Here is a 21032-nt window from a genome sequence, read left to right on the forward strand (position 1 = left end):
GTCACGCGTCGAACCGGCTCAGGCGGCCGGGCGTAGATTGCGGTATGACCAGTTCCCGGCGCTGGGCGGTCGTCGCCGCCCTCGTGCTGCTGGTCGTGGGCGTGCCCCTGGGTTGGCAGGCCCGCCCGGCCGGGGACCCGGCGGTGGGCGCCGCCGAGCTGCTGTCCCGGGTGCGGGCCTCGGAGGGCCGCGGCTACTCCGGGTACGTCGAGACCACCGGCACCCTCCAGCTGCCGGTGACCGACCGGTTCACCGACATCGGGGCCCTCTTCGGCGAGTCGAACCGGCTGCGCGTGTGGTGGCGCTCGGCCGACCACTGGCGCGTGGATCGCCTGCTCACCACCGGCGAGACCGACCTCGTGCACGACCTGAACCTCACCACCGAGTGGGACTACGAGCGCGGGGCGGCCCGGCGCAGCGTGGACCCGGGCATCCGGCTGCCGCGCACCGCCGACCTGCTGCCGACGACGCTGGCGCACCGGCTGCTCGACGACGTCGACGCCGCGCAGGTGACCCGGGTCCCCGCCGTACGGGTGGCGGGACGTGACGCGCCCGGGCTGCGGCTGGAGCCCGGCTCGCGGCAGAGCAGCATCGACCACGTGGACCTGTGGGCCGACCCGGACACCGGGTTGCCGCTGGCCGTCGAGGTGTACGACGCCGCCGACGTCGACCCGGTCTTCTCCACCCGGTTCCGTGAGCTCTCGACCACTCCACCGGACCGGAGCCGCACCCGGTTCGCCCCGCCGCCGGGAGCGGACGTGTCGTTCGAGGAGGTGCTCGACATCGCCGACGCCGCCGACCAGTTCGCCCCGTTCGTCCCGCCCGTCTCGCTCGCCGGGCTGGCGCGGTCGGCGAGCTCCCGGGGCGCGGTCGGGGTGTACGGCGCCGGCCTGACCCAGGTCCTCGCGATCCCGCTGTGGAGCCGCGCGGCAGACCCCCTCCGCGAGCAGCTGACCCGGACGCCCGGCGTCCGCTCGGTCGACGAGGGGACGGTGCTGCGGGTCGGTCCCCTCGGCGTCCTGCTCACCGACCGGATGACGGGCGAGGAGGGCTACGGCGGAGGCTGGCTGCTCACCGGCACCGTCACCGACCGGACCCTGCTCACCGCGGCCGACGACCTCCTCGCCGGGGCCCGGTACGACGAGGGTCGGTACCCGTGATCCGCACCCGGGGACTGACCAAGCGCTACGGCCGCATCGTGGCGGTCACCGATCTCGACCTCGACGTGCGCGAGGGCGACGTCTACGGCTTCCTCGGCGCGAACGGGTCCGGGAAGACGACCACCGTGCGGATGCTGCTCGGGCTGGTGCTGGCGACCTCGGGCTCGATCGAGGTGCTGGACCGGCCGATGCCGCGGTCCGGCCGGGAGGTGCTGCCGCAGCTGGGCGCCCTGGTCGAGGGGCCGGCGGCGTACCCGCACCTCTCGGGGCGGGCCAACCTGGCGCTCTTCGACGCGATGGGGCGCGGCGGGGGGCGCTCGTCGCGGGCGGCCCGGGTCGAGGAGGCGTTGGAGCGGGTGGGTCTCGGCGGCGTGGACAAGCGGCCGGTGCACGCCTACTCGCTGGGCATGCGGCAGCGGCTGGGACTGGCCAACGCCCTGCTGCGCCGGCCGCGGCTGCTGGTGCTCGACGAGCCCACGAACGGGCTGGACCCCCAGGGCATCCACGAGATCCGGGACCTGCTGCTGGAGCTGAACGTGGCGGGCACGACCGTGTTCCTCTCGAGCCACCTGCTCGCGGAGATCGAGCAGATGTGCACGCGGGTGGGCGTCCTCGACGGTGGTCGGATGGTGCTCCAGGAGCAGCTCGACGTCCTGCGCCGGCCGACGGGACGCGTGGTCGTGCACACGCCCGACGCCGACCGGGTCCGCGGACTGCTGGACGGCCGGGTGGAGCACCAGGACGGGCACCGGCTGCTCGTCCGGGGCGACGACGTGGCGGCGCTCAACGCCCTGCTGGTGCAGGCGGGCATCCGGGTCGAGGGGCTGGCACCGGAGCGCCGGACCCTCGAGCAGGTCGTCCTGGAGGCGACCGGGCCGAGCGGCGACCGCGGCGGGAGCGGCGGGAGCGGCGGGAGCGGCGGGGTGGGCCGATGATCGCCGTCGAGCTGCGCAAGCTGGTGCTGAGCCGACGCACCTGGGTGACGATCGCGCTCATCGACGCCCTGCCGACGCTGGTGGCGGTCCTGCTCGCGGTCACCGACCTCGGGCCGCGGCCGGGGACCGGGCCGGCGTTCCTGTCCGCGGTGCTGACCGACGGCAGCCTCTACCCGCTCGCCGCGCTCGGCATCGTGCTCCCGCTCTTCCTCCCCATCGCGGTGGCGATCACGGCGGGGGAGGCGATCGCGGGCGAGGCGCAGGCCGGCACGCTGCGCTACCTGCTGGTCCGCCCGGTCGGGCGCACCCGGCTGCTGGTCGCCAAGCTGGTGAGCGTGATGGCGTTCGTGGTCCTCACCGTGCTCGTGGTGGCCGTGACGGCGTACGTCGTGGGCACCACGCTGCTCGGCCGCGGCGACGTCGCGGCGGCGACCACCAGCGTCTCCGGCACGTCGCTGTCCACCCAGGAGCTGCTGGGGCGCACCGGCCTGGCCCTGGCCTACGCCATGCTCTGCATGCTGGGTGTGGCCGCGATCGCGCTGTTCCTCTCCACGGTCGCCGAGTCGCCCCTGGGGGCCGCCCTGGGCACGCTGGCCGTGCTCATCGCATCCACGATCCTGCTGACCCTGGACGCGGCCGACGCGCTGCGGCCGTGGCTGCCGACCCGCTACTGGCTGGCCTTCGTCGACCTGTTCCGCGACCCGATCCTCTGGCGGGACGTGGTGCGTGGGGTGGCCCTGCAGGGGGTGTACGTCGTGGTGTTCCTGGCCGCCGCGTGGGCGAACTTCGCGACCAAGGACGTCACCGACTAGCCCTGGTCGGTCGCCCGGCCGCGGCACACGCCCGCGCCCGGGACCGCCGGCGGATCGGTGCCGAGCTCGAGGACGACCATCGCAGCGACGGTCGGGTCCCGCGGGACGTCGGCGTGCCCGAGGGTCTCGGGGCAGACCGACTGGACCGCGAACGCCACCGACCCGTCGAGACGACCGGACTCGGGCGGCACCACGACCTGGTCGTCGGTCGTCCAGATCGACACCCAGAGGGGGCCCGGTGGGGTCTCGTCCTCCGTCGCCAGCCGGCGCATCAGGTCGCTGTCGGGTGACAGCTGTCGGCAGGCAGCCGGGCAGGCGTCCGGTGCGAGGTCCCCGCCGAGCGCCGCGATGTCGGTGCCGTGGTGGGGGGAGGCCAGCGTGACGGCGCGGCGCACGACCTCGCCGCCGCCCTCCTCGGCGACCCAGAGCCGGACCACGACGCCGCCGGCTGAGTAGCCCACCACGTCGACCGACCCGGCTCCCGACCGGGTGAGCACGGCCTCGGCGGCGTCGGCGAGCGCCCGGGCCTGGGCGCGCAGGTCACCCGTGCCGCCGTCGAAGGCCGGAACGACGGTGACGTCGCGCCCGGCGGCCCGCAGACGGGCGGCCAGCACCTCGAGGCCCTCGGTGGAGCCCCCGTAGCCGGGCACCAGCAGCACCGGCCCCGGGTCGGACTGGGGTACGGCGTGCACCGGCTCGTCCCGGCTGCGCACCAGCGCCACCGCAGCGCCGGCGAGGAGCGCGAGGACGGCGAGTGCGGCGAGGACGAGGAAGAACCGCCGGCGCGCCGGGGACAGGGCGTCGAGCACGTGGCCAGTCTGCCCCCGGCGCACTCAGCGCAGTCGGGTCACTCCTGCCCGGGAGGCGGGGTGATCGGCCGGATCCGGGTGCGGCCGTCGTCCGCGCCGGCGTCGGCCGGCGGCCAGGTGGGCTGCCGCGGCGGCTGCGGGTTCCCGTGCGGCTGCGGCCAGGGAGCGCCGCCCGGGGCCGGGGGCGGCGGGGGCGGGGTCGCCGGCTGCCAGCCCTGCTGGGCCGGCTGCTGCTGCGGCTCCCAGCCCTGGTGGGGGTGCTGGGCCTGGGGGTGCGGAGCCTGCGGGTGCTGGGCCTGGGGGTGCTGGGCCTGCGGGCCACCTGGCTGCCAGGCAGGCGGGGGACCGGCCTGCCGACCGGGGTCGGACTGCATCCGGCCGGCCAGCGCCGAGGCCTGCGCGCGCAGGGTCGAGGCGTCCAGGGCCCGGCTCATCAGCGCCACCAGGCCGGCGCAGACGAGGGCGAACAGGGTGAGCAGCAGGGTCGCCTGCCAGCCGACCTGGCCCAGGAAGTAGCTGCCGCGGTAGTCCTCCTCCTCCAGGCTGAGCCCGGCGTGAGCCGAGGTGACGCGCGACATCAGCGGCAGCGCGACCAGCAGCAGGGCGACGAACACACCCAGGTTGCCGAGGATGCGCTGCGGCGCCGCGGTCTTGCGGGCCACCGCGAACGCGGCCAGGAAGAGCACGACCAGCATCACGACCGGCGCGGCCCACAGGCCGGGGGTGTCCTCGGCGTAGTGCGCGAGGTGGTGCAGCTCGCTGCTGTCACCGCCGCCGGGGCCGGACTCGTCCGAGCTCACGCCGTACGCCGCGCCGGAGCCGAGCGAGATCAGCCAGAAGCCGCCGCTCGCGATGAGCCCGAAGATCAGCGCGATGCCCGCCGACAGGTCGTCGTCGGTGGGGTCGTTGTCGTGGACCGTGTCGCCGGTGAAGATCAGCAGCAGCAGTCCGACGATGCCGGCCACCGGCAGCATCGCGACGATGGTGCCGACGCCGTACAACGGCGCCGCCGTCCAGTCGTGCACGCGCTGGACCGAGGCCGGCCACCAGTCGCGCCGCGACGCGTAGAGGACCGCGACCAGGGTCGCCAGGAGCATCACGAAGGACAGGAAGAACGCGCCCGCGATGCTCGGGCCCCAGGAGGCGTCGAAGCCCAGCTGGCGCGAGCTCAGCTCGGAGCCCCAGCCGCCGCCCAGCTTGTCGTTGTCGCCGCGGAAGACGATCGCGAACACCATCACCGCCAGGCCGAGGAGCAGGGCGGCACGGGCGGCGTCACCGATCGCGTCCGACACGCGCTGGTAGCGCCTGGTCACCCGGCGGAAGACCAGCGCGGCGGCCACCAGCGCGAGGATCGTGACGGTCAGCGGGAACATCCCGAGATGGGCGGACGCCTTCTCGCCACCGAAGTCGAGGTCGAGGACCAGGTCCGCACCGAAGGTCGCGGCCAGCAGCGTCGCCACGAGGGTGAGTCCGTTGTCCACGCCGAAGTCCTCGGGCTTGGACATCAGGGCGAGCACCGTGGACAGCACGCCGGCGACGCCGAGCGCGGTCGCCGCGGTGAGACCAGCGCCCAGCCAGTTGCCGACGAGGATCCGCTGCCAGTCGACCGAGGGCAGCGACGGGGAGGTCGAGCCCTGGGGGCGCGCCTGCGGGCCACCCTGCGGAGCGGCGTACGGCGTGCCCGTCGGAGGCGGAGGCAGGACGGGCGGCGCGCTCGGCGGTGCCGTGGGAGGCGCCGCCATCGGGGCGGTGGGCGGGGCTGCCGGAGGAGTCGCGGGTGGGGCCGCCGGTGGCATCACCGGGGCGGCCTGCAGCGGGGCCGTCGGGGTGTCCGAGCCGAGCGGTCGGCCGCAGCCGCCGCAGAAGCGACTCGTCTCGGGGTTCTCGGAGCCGCAGTGGGCGCAGGTGGGCATGGGTTTCCCGTCATCACAGGTGAGATGTGTCGCGCGGAAGGCTATCCCGCGCGCACCCTGCCCAAACCCGGCGCGGGCGTGGCCGGCGTACGCCGGTCCGGTGACGGTCCGGTCCGGCGTCGATCCGGCTCAGCCGGGCGCGCCCCGCAGGGTCACGTCGCTGATCGGCGTGTAGTTGCGTGCCGCGCGGCCCTTGCCCGGCTTCGAGACCGACAGCAGCCGCAGGGTGACGGTGCGGGTCGTGACCGGCTCGATCCGCAGGGTCTGCATCCGCATGGTGTCGCGCAGCGCCTGGGTGACCGTGGTGCCGTCGTCGAAGGCCCACTCGACCGTGAGGACGCGGCGGTTGCCGTGGTACCAGTCGAGGCTGCGGCCGCGCTGGTCGGCGGCGACCTTGGCGTAGCCGTTGATCATGCCGACAGCCGTCAGCCGGGTGTCGGTGGGCAGGTCGAAGGTGATCTCCTCGCCGGACCCGTCACCGGCCATCCGCCAGCAGGTCGAGGCCACGCCGTCGAGCATGTTGCGGGCGTCGTAGCGGACCATGTTGCCGCTGGTGTCCTGGTTGGGCGGTGCCGTCGCGGGCACCTTCGCCGTGGCCTCGCGCGCGAGGTCGCCGGGCTCGCCGTCCGGCGCGGTGGAGGGTTGCTTCCCGGAGCCCCCCGGCTCCTTCTTCGCGGTCGACTTCGCCTCGGCGCGGGCGGGCTGCTCGTCGTCGCCGCCGAGCAGCAGCCAGCCGCCGAGGGCGGCCACCAGCACCAGGACGGTCGCTCCGACCGCCCACGCGAGCCAGCCGCGGCCGGCACGGTGCGGGTCGCCGGCGGGCGGCTCGGGCGCCGGGACTACCTCGTCGGCGAAGAGCGGGAAGCGGGGTCCGTCGGTGCCGGCGGGCGGCGGTGGGGGAGCGCCGGCCGGGCCGGGCCGCCCGGGCTGCCTGGGCGGTCCGGCGGGAGGTGGTCCCACCGGGCCGGGTGCTGCGGCCGGGGGTGGCGTGGTTGGGGGTGGTGTGGTTGGGGGTGGTGTGGTCGGCACGGTCGGGACCGGGCGGGTCGCGCCGCCGTCGACCGCAGGGCGCTCTGCGGTGCCGGTGCGCCAGTCGTCGGGGTCGGCGTCGACCGGGAGCCGGGGGATCTGCCGGGTGCGCTCGTCGTGGTCCACGGCGACGTCGGCCCGGTGCTGCCCGGCACCCGGAGCCGGTGCCGGTGCCCGGAGCTCCTGCACCTCGGCGCCACACGCCGTGCAGAACCGGCCACCGCCGAGCTCGTGCCCGCAGCTCGCGCACGTGTCCACGTCACCCTCCTCCGGTCGATCTGGTCCGCAGGCCAGCGTAGGGGAGCGCCTGATCGCGGGGCGCGGCTGTCTCCGCGAGTGGGCGTGCACGGCCGGTGGTAGGGGGGCGCCTGCCGGGCCGGGCAGGTCCTGGGCTCCGGTCGGCGGCCGGCTTTCAGGTTGGTCGTGGTCGAGCTCTTGGCTGGCTGCGGACGGGGTCCGCTCGGGGTGGCTCGGCTCCCCGGCTTGCGGCTCCGCCGCTGCTCCGGCCGACCCGGTTCGGGCGCCTTGCGAGCCTGTCCACAGACTCGAAACTTTACTCGAATATGATGTTGACATGTCGTAGAATGAGGCATGGCAGTCAACCCGACCCCGATGACGCACCCACTGGTGCGCGGCGCCGGCGAGCTGGCTGCCCTGGTCACCGACCTGGCTTCCTGTGACCCCGGCTACCTCGACCCGGCCGAGAAGGAGACCGCGCTCGTGCTGCTGGGCCGCGCCAGCGAGCAGCTCGCCGCGATCCAGGGTCGACTCTTGGCCAACGCCGAGGACGTGGTGGTCGAGACCGGGGACCGGAACGTCGCCGCCTGGGCCGAGCGCACCCAGCACGCCGACTACCCGACGGTGGCCCGCCGGACCCGGCTGGGCGAGGCCCTGGACCGGCGGTGGCCGCGGCTGCAGGCCGCCTGCCTGGACGGCCGGGTCAACCAGGCCCAGGCGCAGGTGATCGTCACGGCGCTGGACGGGCTGCCGGACCGGCTCGGCCCCGAGCTGAGGACGAAGGCGGAGGCCCACCTGGTCGAGCAGGCCGCCCACTTCAGCCCCCGGGCCCTGAAAAGACTCGGCGAGCACCTGCTGGCGGTGCTGGCCCCCGAGATCGCCGACGCCGAGGAGCACCGCCGGCTCGAGGCCGAGGAACGCGCCGCCCGCCGCACCACCCGACTGACCCTGCGGGTCCGCGGCGACGGGTCCACCGACATTCAGATCCGGGTCCCCGACCACGTCGCCTCCCGGCTCAGGGTCTACCTCGAGGCCCTCGCCGCACCCCGACGCGACCACCTCACCGAGGCCGGGACGGGGAGCAGCGAGGGTGGGAGCAGCGAGGTGGAGCGGCTGCCCTACCCCCGCCGGCTCGGGGAGGCGTTCTGCGCCCTGCTCGAACGACTCCCCACCCAGGTGCTGCCGCAGCACGGCGGCACCGCCACCACCGTGATGGTCACCATCGACCTCGCCCAGCTCACGAGCGGGCTCGGGGCCGCGGGCCTGGCCACCGGCGACCGGATCACCGCCGCCCAGGCCCGCCGGCTGGCCTGCACCGCGCAGATCATCCCGGTCGTGCTCGGCGGCGACTCCGAGGTCCTCGACCTCGGCCGCACCCGCCGCCTCTTCTCACCCGCGCAACGCAAGGCCCTGCTCATCCGGGACCGACGCTGCCGCGGCGAGGGCTGCGCCATCCCGCCCGCCTGGTGCGAGGCCCACCACCTCAACACCCCCTGGGCCCAGGGCGGGAGGACCGACCTCGCCGACGGCGTGCTCCTCTGCTCCTGGCACCACCACCGCGCCCACGACCCCCGCTTCGGCACCGACCGGCTCCCCAACGGCGACGTCAGGTTCACCCGACGCAGGTAGGCCGACCACTGCCGGAGACCGCCGAACCCCAAGTGCCGCGTCACTCCGAGAGGAGGGGCGACGCCTGACCTGCGGCTGCGCCGGCGTCACAGGTGCATGCGCGAGCGAGCGTGTTGGCTTGCGGTGCCTGTGACGACCCGACGGCAACAAGCTCCAGACTCCTCTGGGATCGAGGTCGCGATGACGAGCGCCGACAACGACGACTTCGCGAGGGCCTACTCGCGAGAGAACGAGTACGGTCTCTTCAACCGGTACTACGAGGCGGCCGCCAGAGGCTGGGCTGACCTTCTGGCACCTCCCCTGCACGCCATGACGGATGCCTTTGCTGCCGCAGGGTTGCGCATCCACACCGTCAGCGAGCCACCTCTGGCGCCGGACACGCCCCAGGAGCTGCTTCCCCCGGGCTTGGAGGAACGCAGGTCGTTCATGCGCCTCCTGTTCTTCGTCCTCGAGGCCGTCTGAGATCGAGGTCCCGCCCGACCCGGCGGGGTCAGGCGAGCACACGCGGTCGTGCCCCGGCAGGGCGGAACCGTCCGTGCGGGGGCGCCGTCCAAACCGGCATGAGGACGGGAACCCGGCATCCACGACTGCGCGTTGCCGGAGGGGTGGTGGCGGTGACCGCGGCGGCGGCCGCCTGCTCCGCGGGGCAGCCGGGCGCGGGGGAGAGGTCGACGTCCACAGCCGACTGTGCCGTGGAGGTGCGCGTGGACGGGACCGTGTACGTCGAATCGGGCTTCGCCCCGCGGCCGCCAGGACGCCTGCTCGGCACCGCGGAGCTGGCGTCGTGCGCCGATGTCGGACGGGACGCGCCGGGCAGCTGGTTCGGTGACGACCCGCAGCAGGTCCGGGTGTGGGCGGTGCCCGGTCGCGACCCAGGCGACGTCGTGGCCATCCGGGCGCCCGGCGGGCAGCTGCGGATCCTCGAGGCGGTGGAGCCCGATCCGTGAGCGGTCAGCCGCGGATCCGTTCCCGCGCGTCCAGGCGCCCGACGACCGGCGGCAGCCGGCGTACCGCCTGGGCCAGCTCGCGCAGCTCCGTGCCCTGCAGGGCCTGCGGCCCGTCGCACAGGGCGGTCTCCGGGTCGGGGTGCACGTCCACGATGATCCCGTCGGCGCCGACCGCGATCGCCGCCCGCGAGAGCGGGACGACGAGGTCCTTGCGTCCGGCCGCGTGCGAGGGGTCGACGATGACCGGGAGGTGGCTGGCGGCCTGCACGACCGGGACCGCGGAGATGTCCAGGGTGTTGCGGGTGGCCGGCTCGAAGGTCCGGATCCCGCGCTCGCACAGGACCACGTCGAGGTTGCCGCGCTGCGCGATGTACTCCGCCGCCATCAGCCACTCCTCGATCGTGGCCGTCATGCCGCGCTTGAGCAGCACCGGCTTGCCGGCCTCGCCCACGGCCTGCAGCAGACCGAAGTTCGCCATGTTGCGGGTGCCGATCTGCAGCATGTCCGCGTGCTCGGCCACCACGGGTACGTCGCGGGCGTCGACCACCTCGGTGACGACCGGCAGCCCGGTGGCCTCCCGGGTCCTGCTCAGGATCCGCAGCCCCTCGACGCCGAGCCCCTGGAAGGCGTACGGCGAGGTCCGCGGCTTGAACGCGCCCCCGCGCAGCAGGGTCGCCCCGGCCGACTTCGCCATCCGCGCCGTCTCCAGGGTCTGCTCCGCCGTCTCGACCGCGCACGGCCCGGCGAGCAGCGTGAACGTGTCCGGGCCGATCGGCACCTGGTGGCCCTCCGGCCCCACCCAGACCGTCGACCGCTCGGGGTGGTGCTGGCGGCTGACCAGCTTGTACGGGTCGGAGATCCGGTGCACGTCCGCGACCCCGGGCAGGGTGCGCAGGTTCAGGTGGTGGAAGGAGTCGATGTCCCCGACCAGGCCGATGATCGTGCGCACCACCCCGGTGGAGACGAAGGCTTCGCCGCCGACCTCCTCGACCCGCGCGACCACGCGCGCGACGTCCTCGGGGGTGGCGTCCGGCGACATGACGACGACCATGGGCGGGTCCTCTGCTTCGGGGCGACCAGGGCGACCACGTCGTCGGGGTCGGGGTACCCCCGACGCTAGGCGAGGCAGGTGCAGGGCCGCGGGGGGACGCCCATGATGTGGGACCCGGGCAGCCGATGCTCACACGGTGAGGTGCTGGACCTCGCCCTCGACCTTGCGACGTGGCGCCAGCTCGACCACCAGCATCGCCGTCAGGACGAGCAGCCCGCCGGTCAGCATCCGCAGCGTGAACGACTCACCACCGAGCAGCACCGCGAAGAACGCCGCGAACACCGGCTCCATGCTCATGATGATCGCGCTGCGGGTCGGCGGCAGGTGGGCCTGCGCCCAGGTCTGGCCGAGCAGGGCCAGCGCACCCGCGAACAGCGCCATGTAGACCAGCGAGAGCCAGTCCGCGCCGGTCTGCGGCAGCACGATCCCGTCCGGCGCGGTGGCGGTCAGGCACACCAGTGCGATCACGACCAGCTGCACGATCGACATGCCGAGCGCCTCGTGCGGGGTGGACCACGCGCCCAGCCCGACGATGTGCAGGGCGTAGAGCCCCGCGGCCACCAGGGTGATCGCCTCGCCGTACCCCACGGAGAGGCCGTTCAGCGTCAGGACGGCCAGCCCCGCCATCGCCAGCAGGACCGCACCCCAGGTCACCGCCGTGATCCGGCTGCGCAGCAGGACGGCCGCGAACACCGGCGTCAGCACGACGTACATCCCGGTGATGAAGCCGGACACGCTCGCCGCGGTGTGCGCCAGGCCGGCGGTCTGCAGGATCTGCGCGACGCCGTACAGCAGCCCGAGCACGACGGCGCTGCGGCGCGCCTGTCGCGAGAGCCGCCCGACCGCGCGCGGCGCGACCACCAGCACCGCCACGCTCGCGACCGCGAACCGGACCGCGAGGAAGTCCAGGGTCGGGACCCGCTCGAGCAGGTCGTGGATCAGGAAGAACGTCGACCCCCACATCGCGGTGATCGCCAGCAGCGCACCGGTGGCGAGCAGGGACGTACGACGGTTCATCCGGCAGCGGTCAGGGTCAGCGCCTGCCGGCGCAGCTGCTTGAGCAGCGGGATGTCGACGTTGTCGGCGTCCCGGGAGCCCGGCGTCTCGAGCACGAACGGGACGCCCTCGGTCGCCGGGTGGGCGAAGAGCTCCTCGAACGCGCCGGTGCCGATGTGGCCCTGGCCGATCAGCTGGTGCCGGTCCTTGAAGGCGCCCCGCACGTCCATGGAGTCGTTGGCGTGCACCAGCCGCAGCCGCCCGGGCCCGCCGATCTCGACGATCCGGTCGACGGTCGCCGACGCGCCACCCGGCTCGTCGAGCGGGGCGCCCGCGGCGAACACGTGGCAGGTGTCCAGGCAGATGCCGGCCTTGGGGTGCCGGTCGAGGGCGGCCAGGTAGGGCTCGAGGTCGTCCACACCCGCGCACAGGGACCGGCCCTGGCCGGCGGTGGGCTCGAGCAGCAGCCACGGCGCGTCGTCCCCGGCCACGGCGTCCAGCAGCGGCAGCAGGCCCTCGCGCACCTGCCGCATGGCGGCGGCGTACCGCGCCGCGCCCTCGGCCGGGTCGGTGGACGGGTCGACGAAGGAACCGGTGTGCACGACGACGCCCTCGGCCCCGATCTCGGCGGCCCGGCGCAGGTTGTGGGCCACCGAGGCGACGGACTTCTCGTACGTCGCGGGCGTGGGGGAGCCGAGGTTCACCAGGTACGGCGCGTGGATGAAGGCGCGCATCCCGCGGCGCTCGAGCTCGGCCCGGAAGCGGGCGTCGTCGGCGGGCTTGCCGGCGCTGAGCGCCCAGCCGCGGGGGTTGCCGACGAAGATCTGGAGGGTCTCGCAGCCGAGCAGGTCGGCGTTGGCCAGCGCCCCGTCGACCAGCCCCTTGCCGACCAGCACGTGGGTGCCGATCGGGTTGCGGGCAGCATGGTCCACGGTGGGGTCGAGGGGCATGGGAGAAGCCTAGGTCGGCCCGCGCGACCGGGAAGAGCCGCCCTCGACGCCTGGTCCGGCAGGCGGCCTCAGAGGATGGAGAGCGTGACGGTCGACCCCTTGGGGATCATCGAGCCGGACCCCGGGTCGACCGAGTAGACGTAGCCGACCCCGATGTAGTGGTCGTTCTCCTTCACCTCGACCTTGAAGCCGAGCGCCTCGAGCTTGGCGGTCGCCGCCTCGACCCCGCTGGCCACCAGGCCGCCGGGCACCTCGACCAGCTCCGGTCCCTTGGAGACCACCAGCGTGACGGTGTCGCCGCGGTGGAGCGTGCCGCTCGTGGGCGTCTGGGAGATCACGTGCCCCTCGGGGACGGTGTCGGAGTACTCGCCGGAGCCGCGGTCGACCTCGAGGCCCTTGCCTCGGAGCGCCTGCTCGGCCCGGTCGGCGTCCTTGCCGGTCCAGTCGCGGACGGTGATCGGCCGCGGACCCTTGCTGACGATCAGGCTGACCGCGGTGTCGGGTCGCAGCGTGGTGCCGGCCTTCGGGTCGGTGCCCAGCACGGTGCCGTCGGGCACGGTCTCCGACCAGCGCTCGATGGTGCGGCCGTAGGACAGGTGGGCGCCCAGGATGGCGTCCTGGCCCTCGTCCTCGCTCATGCCCTTGGTGCGGGGTACGTCGTACCGCTCCTTGCCCAGCGACACGACCACGGTGACGGTGCCGCCGTCGAGGACGCGGGAGCCGGCGTCGGGGTCGGTGTCGATGACCCGGCCGGCCGGCACGGTCTCGGAGTAGGCCTTGTCGCCCATCTCGGCGTCCAGCCCGGCCGCCCGGAGCTTGTCGACCGCGGCCGACTTCGTCAGCCCGATCACGCCCGGGGTGGAGGTGTAACGGGCCCAGCCGAACCACCACGCGCCGGCGCCGGCGGCCGCGACGAGCAGCAGGAGGAGCACGAGCAGCATCGGCCCGCGACGCGAGCGTCGCGGGCGCCGCGGGGCGCCCCCACCGGGTGCGCGGGTCGGGGGCGACGGGGGGCGCTGGTCGGAGCGCGGGATCAGGCTGGTGCGCTCCGCGGCGTCCTGCCCCGCGGCGGCCGCGGCGGGCGCGAACAGGGCCGCGAGCTCGGCGCCGTCGAAGGGGTCGGGGGCGGTGTCGTGGCGCCCGCGGGGGACCTGCACGGCCACGGTGTCGTCGCCGGCCGGCCGCGTCAGGGCAGGGGCCAGGTCGGCGGTGAGCTCGGGATCATCCTGCACGCCGTCGGCGAGCGCGTGCGCGACCCGGCGCACCTGGTGCAGCAGCACGCCGGCGTCGGCGGGCCGCTGGGCCCGGTCGCGCGCGGTGGCCCGGGCGACCAGCGCGTCGACGTACGCCGGGATGCCGGGGACCAGCTGCGAGGGCGGGGGGACGTCCTCGTGCACGTGCTTGTAGGCGACCTGGATCGGGGACTCGCCCTCGTGCGGCTTGACGCCGGTGAGCAGCTCGAAGAGGACGACGCCCGCGGCGTACACGTCGGCGCGGGCGTCGGAACGCCCGTCGATGACCAGCTCGGGCGCGAGGTAGGAGACGGTGCCGATCAGGACGCCGCCGGTGGCGGTGTGCTGGGTGTCGGCGCTGACCGCCTTGGCCAGCCCGAAGTCGGCGACCTTGACCCGGCTCGCGCCGGAGCCGGGGTCGGTGGCGATCAGGACGTTCTCCGGCTTCACGTCGCGGTGGACCAGCCCGGCCCGGTGGGCCGTCGCGAGCGCGGAGAGCACGGGCTCGATGAGGGCCAGCGCGCGCGCCGGGCTCATCGGCGCCTCCTTGCGGATCACGTCGCGCAGCGTGTGGCCGGGGATGAGCTCCATCGCCAGGTAGACGGTGCCGTCGTCCTGCCCCTGGTCGTAGACCGCCACCACGTTGGGGTGCGACAGCCGCGCGGCCGCCCGGGCCTCCCGGACGAACCGCGCCGCGAACTCCTCGTCGTCGCCCATGCCGGGATGCATGATCTTGACGGCGACGGTGCGGTCCAGGCGGAGGTCGGTGGCCTCGTAGACGCTGGCCATGCCACCGCGCGCGATCCGCGGCCCGATCCGGTAGCGCCCGTCGAGGAGCCGGCCGCTCATGGGGTCGCCGACGACGGCGTCGGCGCCCGTGGGGGCGTGCCGATCTGACTGCCGACGTGGCTGCACAGCGACCCTCCTGCGGCCGGATGGGGAAGGATCCGGTGGCCCAATCGTACGGATCCGGCCGCCCGGCCCCGCGTCCAGGCGGCTCCCGGCGTGGCGCGGAACACGCGTGCCTCGCGCGGGGCCGGCTCGGGACCCCGCCGCGCGGATCGGTCCCGGCGGCCGGTCAGGCCGGCGGTCGACCCGCCTCGAGCCGGTTCTTGATGGCGAGCACGTTGGCCACGTAGTGCCTGGTCTCGGTGTAGAGACCGTCCGAGCGCACCGCCCCGAGGCCCTGGTAGTACGCGCCGACCTGGTGCCGGCGCGAGCCGGTCTCGTCGGCCAGGACACGCAGCAGCTCGACACCGGCGGTGGCGTTGTCGGCCAGCCGGTGCAGGTGCAGGCGCCGGCCGGTGTACATCGACATCCACGAGCCGGTGGCGGGCAGGACCTGCATCGCGCCGATCGCGCCGGCCTCCGAGCGCCGGTCCATCTGCCACCCCGACTCCTGCCAGGACACCGCGAGGGCGAGCTGCGGGTCGACGCCGTGGTCCACCGCGGTGCGCGCGACCGTACGCCGCACGGTCGCGGTCCCCGGGTCGGGTGCCGGGGTGCTGTGGTCCTGGTGGTGGCGGGTCTGGTGGTGGCGGGTCTGGTGGTGGCGGGTCTGGTGGTGCCGGGTCTGGTGGTGCCGGTGCTCGTGCGCGTGCGGGAGGGCCGAGAGCACCTGCGGGATCTCGAGGTGCTGCCCGACCCGGATGCCGGCGCCGGACCCGAGGTGGTTGTGCGAGATCAGCTCGGCGGTCCACGCGTGGTAGCGCACGGCGAGGCCGGTCACCGTCTCGCCGGGGCGCACCGTGTGGTCCAGGATCCGGCGGCCGGGTGGCAGGTCGCCGTCGGTGGCGCCGGCGGGGGTCGGCAGCAACAGCAGGGTCAGTCCGGCCAGGCCGGCGGTGAGCAGTCGTCTCGTCGATGACATCGGGGTCGACTCCCTTCGCGTCGCGCGGCACCCGGACCCGAGCGATCCGGTGGGGGAGGCCGCGGACGACGATCGACCGTAACCCGGCTGCGGCTGTGGCTCAAGTGACTGCAGTGACGGGGGAGCCTTCCTCCGGCTCGGGTTTTCGTCCCGGCACCGAGCAGTGGAAGAGTTGTCCCCATGAGCGAACCGAGACTTGCCGACGCCGACCTGGCCGCGCTGGTCCCCACCTGGCTGGACTGGGCCGAGACCGCCCGCCAGCTCGGGGTCACGGTGGGCAAGGTGCGCACGATGATCCGCGACCACGAGCTGGCTGCGGCCGTCCCCGCCCCCGGCGCCGGCCAGCAGGTCCCGGCCGACTTCGTCCAGGACGGCCTGGTCGTCAAGGGCCTGCCGGGCCTGCTCACCGTGCTGCACGACGGCGGGTACGACGACCGCGAGTGCATCGCGTGGCTGTTCACCGACGCCGACCTCCCGGGCCGGCCCATCGACGCGCTGCGTGAGAACCGTGGGTCCGAGGCCAAGCGCCGGGCCCAGGCGATGGCGTTCTGACCGGCACCTGACGCGACGCCTCTCCCCGAGCCGGCGCGGAGCCGGCGAGGTCGGACGGGGCGGTCGGACGGCGCGGTCAGACGGCGCGGTCGGTGGCCGCGGAGGCGAGGTCGCGCAGCACGCCGCGGGCCCGCTCGTCGACCTCGGCGCGGTCCAGGGCCGCGACCGCCCGGCCGGCGAGCTCGGAGATCACCGTCTCGACCTGGGCGTGGGCGCCCGAGGCGTCGATGATGCCGCGCAGCCGCTGCACGGCGGCCACGTCCAGCTGGGTGCCGAGCGAGGAGTGCAGCAGCTCGGCGTCTTCGCGGCCGGCGGCGTCCAGCGCGAGCGCGACCAGCACCGTGCGCTTGCCCTCCACGAGGTCGTCACCGGCCGGCTTGCCGGTGGTGGCGGGGTCGCCGAAGACGCCCAGCAGGTCGTCGCGCAGCTGGAAGGCCTCGCCCAGCGGCAGCCCGAAGGCGGTCAGCTCGCGCATCGTGCCGGCATCGGCCCCGGCGAGGGCGGCGCCGATGTGCAGCGGCCGCTCGATGGAGTACTTCGCGGACTTGTAGCGCAGGACCGTCATCGCCGCGTCCACGTCGGCGAGGCCGCGCGCCTGGACGGACACGTCGAGGAACTGCCCGGCGATCACCTCCGAGCGGCACCGGTCGAACACGTCGAGCGCGGGACCCACCTGCGCGGCGGGCAGCCCGCAGCGGCGCAGCAGCTCGTCGGCCCAGCTGAGCAGCAGGTCCCCGAGCAGGATCGCCGCGGCCGCGCCGTACTGCTCGGGCACGCCGCGCCAGCCGGCGCTGCGGTGGTCGGCCTCGAACTGGCGGTGCGTGGCGGGGCGGCCGCGCCGGGTGTCGGAGGCGTCCATCAGGTCGTCGTGGACGAGCGCGCTGGCGTGCAGCAGCTCCAGGGACGCGCACGCCCGGATCAGGGCGTCCTCCTCGTCGGGCCGGGACGCGACGTCGGGGGAGACCGCGAGGTGGCCCCAGTAGCAGAAGGCCGCGCGGAAGCGCTTGCCGCCGGACACCGAGGCCCGTGCCTCGTCCAGCAGCCGGGTTGCGTCGGGGCCGAGGGGGGCGAGCCGCTCCGCCTGCTCGTCGAGGAACGCGTCGAGCGTGGCCTGCACGCGGTCCCGGAACCCGGCACTGTCCCACCCGCTGCTCGTCACGCCGACGAGCGTAGCCACGGCCGCCTGCCTCGTGGACAACGCCCCGGCCACCGCGCCCCTGAACCTAGACTTCCGGGCATGACCGAGGACCGCGCCCAGAGCATCGGGGAGCTCATCCGCACGGGAGGACGCTCGTTCTCTTTCGAGTTCTTCCCGCCCAAGGACGAGGCGGGCGAGGAGCAGCTGTGGCGGGCGATCAGCGCCCTCGAGCCGCTGTGTCCGACCTTCGTGTCGGTGACGTACGGCGCCGGAGGCAGCACCCGTGACTCGACCGTCCGGCTCACCGAGCGGATCGTGCGCGAGACCTCGATGACGCCGATGGCGCACCTGACCTGCGTCGGCCACACCCGCGGTGAGCTCGAGCGGATCCTCGACTCCTACTCCGCCGCGGGCGTGCGGCACGTGATGGCGCTGCGCGGCGACCCCAGCGACGGGCCGCGGGCGCCGTGGACCGCGACGCCGGGCGGGCTGACCTACGCCAGCGAGCTGGTGGAGCTGGTCAAGGAGCGCGGGGAGTTCACCGTGGGCGTCGCGGCGTTCCCCGAGGGCCACCCGACCGCCGAGTCCCTCGACCACGACGCGGACGTGCTCGTGGCCAAGGTCCGCGCCGGCGCGGAGTTCGCGGTGACCCAGATGTTCTTCCGGGCCGCGGACTACTTCGGCCTCGTGGAGCGGGTGCGCGACCGTGGTGTCGAGGTGCCGATCCTGCCCGGGATCATGCCGATCCTGAACCTCAACGCCATCCGTCGCCAGGGTGAGCTGATCGGTGCCGACGTGCCCACGGAGGTGGTCGAGCGGATCTCGGCCCACGACGGTGACCCGGCCGCGGTGCGCGCCGAGGGGATCGCGGTCGCGGCCGAGCTGTGCGACGAGCTGCTGGACGGTGGCGCCCCGGGGCTGCACTTCTACACGCTGAACCGCTCCAGGGCCACGCTCGAGATCTTCTCCGCCCTCAACGTCACGGTCTGAGGCGGCGGCCCGCCGCGCTACCGCTCCGCGGGCCCGACGGCCTGGGCCACCAGCGCCGCGGACAGGCCGACGAAGGCCAGTCCGGCCCCCGGGGTGGCGTGCGCGCCGGCGGCGTACACGCCCGGGACAGGCGTGCCGGGGCCCAGCCGGCGGCGCACGGTCGCGCGGCCCTGCCACAGCACGCCGAGCGGCGAGCCGCCCCACTGCTCGACCAGGTCGCGCGGCGAGCGGTCCACCCGGGCGACGACCTGCTCGCGCACGTCGATGCCGTGCCGCGCCAGGGCGCGCAGCATGTCCTCGGCGAGGCGACCGCGGCCGTGGACCGTCCACGCGGCGTGCCCGGCCGGCGCCCGGCCACCGGTGCGCACGACCAGCATCGGGTCCCCGTGCAGGACGACCTCGCGGGGCAGGTCGGGCACCGGCCCCTCCAGCCCGACGTGGGCGACCACCGGGGGGATCGCCGGCATGGTGCGCTCCACGAAGCCCGCCAGGGCCGGGAGCCGGCGCGGGTCGATCGCGCAGACCACGACGTCGGCGTCGACCTCGCCGTCGGCGGTCGCCACCGCCGCGACCCGCCCGCCGCGCAGCACCAGGTCGATGACCTCGGTGGACGTGGCCACCTGCACCTTGCGGGTCTCGAGCCGGCGCCCCAGGGCCTCGGCGAGCACGCCCATCCCACCGGTCACGGTCCAGGCACCGAACCGCTGCTCGACGTACGCCGTCACGCCCAGCCAGGCGGGCACGTTGCGCAGGTCGTGGCCCTCGGCCACCAACGGGTGGCCGGCGACGAGACGGAGCCGCTCGTCCTTGAACGTCCGGCGCAGCCTTCTGTGCATCACCTCGCGGCTGTCCAGCCGGGCCGCGACGTCGCGGGGCAGGTCGTCGGGTCGCCAGGGGCGCTCGAGGTAGCCCTGGCGCAGCACGTCCCAGTCGTCGGCGTACGCCGACACGTGGTCGGCCCAGCGCCGGCCGAGCCCGGGCTCGAGGGCGTCGAAGGCGGCGATCTGCGCGGCCCGCGAGCCACCGGGCAGCCGGACCGAGGTGTCGTCCTCGAAGCGGTGCTCGCGGATGACGTCCAGGGGCACGAGCTCCAGCTCGCGCTCGAGCGGCCTGCCGGACTTGCGGAACAGGTCGCGGACCACGGCGGGCAGCAGCGCGGCGTGCGGGCCGGCGTCCCAGGCGAACCCGTCGGCGGTCTCCTCGACCAGCGCGCCGCCGAGCCTCTCCGAGCGCTCCAGCAGCGTGACCTCGTGGCCGAGCTTGGCCAGCCGCGCCGCCGCCGCCAGGCCGCCGAACCCGCCACCGACCACCACGACCCGCGCCATGGCGCCACACCCTACGGCCCGGGCTACGGCGTCGCCGTGCCTCCCGCGGTGCGCAGGTCCGGGGCCGCCTCGAGATCGCCGAAGCCGGTGCCGTGCTCGCGGTCCACGAAACGCAGCAGGGCGAGGTTGACCTCGGCCAGCCGCTCTCCCGGCGCCAGCGCCACGCCGGGGTCGAGCTTGGCGAAGAAGCCGGTCGGGGTGTCGGCGATCTCCACGGTGCTCCCGGCACCGGAGGCGGAGGTGCGGACGAGCTCCCTACCGTCCCAGCGGACCGGGTGCGAGAAGCTGCCGCCGACGCCGACCCCCTCACCGAACGCGACCGCCCTGCCGACCCGCTCGGCGTCCATCAGGTCGACGAGCCCCTCGAGGTCGGCGACGGTCAGCCCGGGGTCCACGCCGGCCACGAGGGCCGCCTGGAGGAAGGTGAAGAACCGGCGGTCCACCTCGGCGACCGTGGTCGCGCCCGCCGACATCCGGGTGTTGAGCTCGGTCGGGCGGAACCCGTCGGCGGTGAGGACGCCGTCGACCCCGAAGGCGCCGCGGTAGCCGTGCGCCTGCTGGAGGTGCGCCCCGACCCGGCGCACGACGTCACGCATCTGCTCGCGGTCCGCGGGCGGTGGGTCCCACGACGTGCCGAGCCCCCCGTAGACGAACCGCCGGCGCACCGGGTCGCGCAGCATGGCGATCTCGACCGGGCGCAGCGCGGCGGTGCCGTCGGGGAGCACGAATCCGTGGATCGAGCAGGGCACGCCGTCCAGGAACGGCATCACCCGCACCCGGTCGCAGCGTGGCCGGAAGAACCCCAGGGCTGCTGCCCGGTCGCCGCCGTCGCGGATCCAGCGCACGTAGTTGCCGCCGCCGTTGAAGCCGTCGCGCGCGTCGCCGGACCAGACGGCCCCCAGCGGCCCGGCCACCCGGTCGGTGGCGGCGGCGAGGGCGCCGTCGTCGGCGGGGACGATGAGGTACGGCGCGTGGGCGACCCCTGCGGCGGCCCAGACCTCGTCGGCCAGCATCTTGTCCTCGAGCGCCAGGAACGACGCCGGCCGGCCGCCCGTGACCGGACGCCCGAGGATCGGCTCGTCGGTGGTGACGAACGGGCTCGTGGACCAGATCCCGCGTCGGTGCGGGTCGAGCTCCTCGACGGCCGCCACCACGTGGTCGGGCAGGTCGTGGGCCAACCGGTCGTGGACGCGGAGCTCGTCGGTCACCGACGCCGTCGGCGGCGGCGCGACCTCGACCACCACGCACTCGCCCTCGGCCGGCACCGGCCCGGCGCCGCGGCTGGTCGAGACGACCAGGACCGGGCAGCCGAGCTCGCGCAACCAGCCGACGAGAGGCGTGAAGCCGGCGAGCACTCCCGGCCCGAGGAGGACCGGACGGCCCGCGAAGAGCTCACCGAGGCGCGCGGTCACCCGCGCCCGGGTGCCCGGGTCGGTGAGGTCGGTCGGCGGCTGCAT

At 74.9% G+C, this 21032-nt stretch carries 19 protein-coding genes; 8 read left to right on the forward strand and 11 right to left on the reverse strand.

What is annotated here, in order from left to right; all coding sequences use genetic code 11:
* Window positions 1-44 precede the first annotated feature (44 nt).
* Genes ACFO9I_RS19305 through ACFO9I_RS19315 form a run of 3 tightly spaced genes read left to right on the forward strand, consistent with a single transcriptional unit; the run spans window position 45 to window position 2907 of the window.
* The gene (locus tag ACFO9I_RS19305) at window positions 45-1160 is read left to right on the forward strand and encodes a hypothetical protein (RefSeq protein ID WP_379183848.1); all 1116 of its coding nucleotides are present in this window, start codon (window positions 45-47) and stop codon (window positions 1158-1160) included.
* Complete coding sequence (locus ACFO9I_RS19310; RefSeq protein WP_379183850.1) at window positions 1157-2095, forward strand: ABC transporter ATP-binding protein; 939 nt, start codon at window positions 1157-1159, stop codon at window positions 2093-2095. The genes ACFO9I_RS19305 and ACFO9I_RS19310 overlap by 4 nt, the downstream gene beginning before the upstream one ends.
* Window positions 2092-2907, forward strand: a complete 816-nt coding sequence (locus tag ACFO9I_RS19315) for an ABC transporter permease (RefSeq protein ID WP_379183852.1) — start codon at window positions 2092-2094, stop codon at window positions 2905-2907. The genes ACFO9I_RS19310 and ACFO9I_RS19315 overlap by 4 nt, the downstream gene beginning before the upstream one ends.
* Here ACFO9I_RS19315 and ACFO9I_RS19320 read toward each other — a convergent pair.
* The 3 genes from ACFO9I_RS19320 to ACFO9I_RS19330 form a co-directional block, all read right to left on the reverse strand.
* Window positions 2904-3716: a lipase family alpha/beta hydrolase gene (locus ACFO9I_RS19320; RefSeq protein ID WP_379183854.1), complete on the reverse strand. Its 813-nt coding sequence runs from the start codon at window positions 3714-3716 to the stop codon at window positions 2904-2906. The two genes, ACFO9I_RS19315 and ACFO9I_RS19320, sit on opposite strands and share 4 nt — an antisense overlap.
* A 38-nt stretch (window positions 3717-3754) precedes the next feature.
* The gene (locus tag ACFO9I_RS19325) at window positions 3755-5629 is read right to left on the reverse strand and encodes a zinc-ribbon domain-containing protein (RefSeq protein WP_379183856.1); all 1875 of its coding nucleotides are present in this window, start codon (window positions 5627-5629) and stop codon (window positions 3755-3757) included.
* 129 nt (window positions 5630-5758) lie between these two features.
* Window positions 5759-6916 carry an NADase-type glycan-binding domain-containing protein gene (locus ACFO9I_RS19330; protein WP_379183857.1) on the reverse strand — a complete coding sequence of 386 codons (1158 nt, stop codon included), beginning with the start codon at window positions 6914-6916 and terminating at the stop codon, window positions 5759-5761.
* 333 nt (window positions 6917-7249) lie between these two features.
* Here ACFO9I_RS19330 and ACFO9I_RS19335 point away from each other — a divergent pair, with 333 nt between their 5' ends.
* From ACFO9I_RS19335 to ACFO9I_RS19345, 3 genes are all read left to right on the forward strand, one after another.
* Window positions 7250-8524: an HNH endonuclease signature motif containing protein gene (locus tag ACFO9I_RS19335; RefSeq protein ID WP_379183859.1), complete on the forward strand. Its 1275-nt coding sequence runs from the start codon at window positions 7250-7252 to the stop codon at window positions 8522-8524.
* Between the two features lie 180 nt (window positions 8525-8704).
* The gene (locus tag ACFO9I_RS19340; protein ID WP_379183861.1) at window positions 8705-8986 is read left to right on the forward strand and encodes a hypothetical protein; all 282 of its coding nucleotides are present in this window, start codon (window positions 8705-8707) and stop codon (window positions 8984-8986) included.
* A gap of 98 nt (window positions 8987-9084) precedes the next feature.
* Window positions 9085-9471, forward strand: a complete 387-nt coding sequence (locus ACFO9I_RS19345) for a DUF6281 family protein (RefSeq protein WP_379183863.1) — start codon at window positions 9085-9087, stop codon at window positions 9469-9471.
* Between the two features lie 4 nt (window positions 9472-9475).
* Here ACFO9I_RS19345 and aroF read toward each other — a convergent pair whose 3' ends face one another.
* From aroF to ACFO9I_RS19370, 5 genes are all read right to left on the reverse strand, one after another.
* The gene (aroF, locus tag ACFO9I_RS19350; RefSeq protein WP_379183865.1) at window positions 9476-10522 is read right to left on the reverse strand and encodes a 3-deoxy-7-phosphoheptulonate synthase; all 1047 of its coding nucleotides are present in this window, start codon (window positions 10520-10522) and stop codon (window positions 9476-9478) included.
* A 129-nt stretch (window positions 10523-10651) separates the two neighbouring features.
* On the reverse strand, window positions 10652-11539 hold the full coding sequence (locus tag ACFO9I_RS19355) for a DMT family transporter (protein ID WP_379183867.1): 888 nt from the start codon (window positions 11537-11539) through the stop codon (window positions 10652-10654).
* Window positions 11536-12468 carry a deoxyribonuclease IV gene (locus tag ACFO9I_RS19360; RefSeq protein WP_379183869.1) on the reverse strand — a complete coding sequence of 311 codons (933 nt, stop codon included), beginning with the start codon at window positions 12466-12468 and terminating at the stop codon, window positions 11536-11538. The genes ACFO9I_RS19355 and ACFO9I_RS19360 overlap by 4 nt, the downstream gene beginning before the upstream one ends.
* Window positions 12469-12536: 68 nt before the next feature.
* Entirely contained in the window at window positions 12537-14615 is a 2079-nt protein-coding gene (gene pknB / locus ACFO9I_RS19365; protein WP_379183871.1) for a Stk1 family PASTA domain-containing Ser/Thr kinase, read from the reverse strand.
* Between the two features lie 163 nt (window positions 14616-14778).
* Window positions 14779-15570, reverse strand: a complete 792-nt coding sequence (locus ACFO9I_RS19370) for a transglycosylase SLT domain-containing protein (RefSeq protein WP_379183873.1) — start codon at window positions 15568-15570, stop codon at window positions 14779-14781.
* Between the two features lie 180 nt (window positions 15571-15750).
* On the opposite strand from ACFO9I_RS19370, the gene ACFO9I_RS19375 reads away from it, so the two are divergent.
* A complete protein-coding gene (locus ACFO9I_RS19375; RefSeq protein ID WP_379183875.1) occupies window positions 15751-16122 on the forward strand; it encodes an Rv2175c family DNA-binding protein in 372 nt (123 codons plus the stop codon).
* 76 nt (window positions 16123-16198) lie between these two features.
* Here the strand turns inward: ACFO9I_RS19375 and ACFO9I_RS19380 are convergent, their stop codons facing one another.
* Window positions 16199-17281: a polyprenyl synthetase family protein gene (locus ACFO9I_RS19380; RefSeq protein WP_379183877.1), complete on the reverse strand. Its 1083-nt coding sequence runs from the start codon at window positions 17279-17281 to the stop codon at window positions 16199-16201.
* 78 nt (window positions 17282-17359) lie between these two features.
* On the opposite strand from ACFO9I_RS19380, the gene metF reads away from it, so the two are divergent.
* Entirely contained in the window at window positions 17360-18250 is an 891-nt protein-coding gene (metF, locus tag ACFO9I_RS19385) for a methylenetetrahydrofolate reductase [NAD(P)H] (RefSeq protein WP_379183879.1), read from the forward strand.
* A 17-nt stretch (window positions 18251-18267) separates the two neighbouring features.
* On the opposite strand, the gene ACFO9I_RS19390 is transcribed toward metF, so the two are convergent.
* Both ACFO9I_RS19390 and ACFO9I_RS19395 read right to left on the reverse strand, forming a co-directional pair.
* Entirely contained in the window at window positions 18268-19575 is a 1308-nt protein-coding gene (locus tag ACFO9I_RS19390) for a phytoene desaturase family protein (protein ID WP_379183881.1), read from the reverse strand.
* A gap of 23 nt (window positions 19576-19598) precedes the next feature.
* The gene (locus ACFO9I_RS19395; RefSeq protein ID WP_379183883.1) at window positions 19599-21032 is read right to left on the reverse strand and encodes a hypothetical protein; all 1434 of its coding nucleotides are present in this window, start codon (window positions 21030-21032) and stop codon (window positions 19599-19601) included.

Origin of the sequence: Nocardioides sp. GCM10023255 (assembly GCF_042653125.1) — a bacterium.
Lineage (GTDB): Bacteria > Actinomycetota > Actinomycetes > Propionibacteriales > Nocardioidaceae > Nocardioides.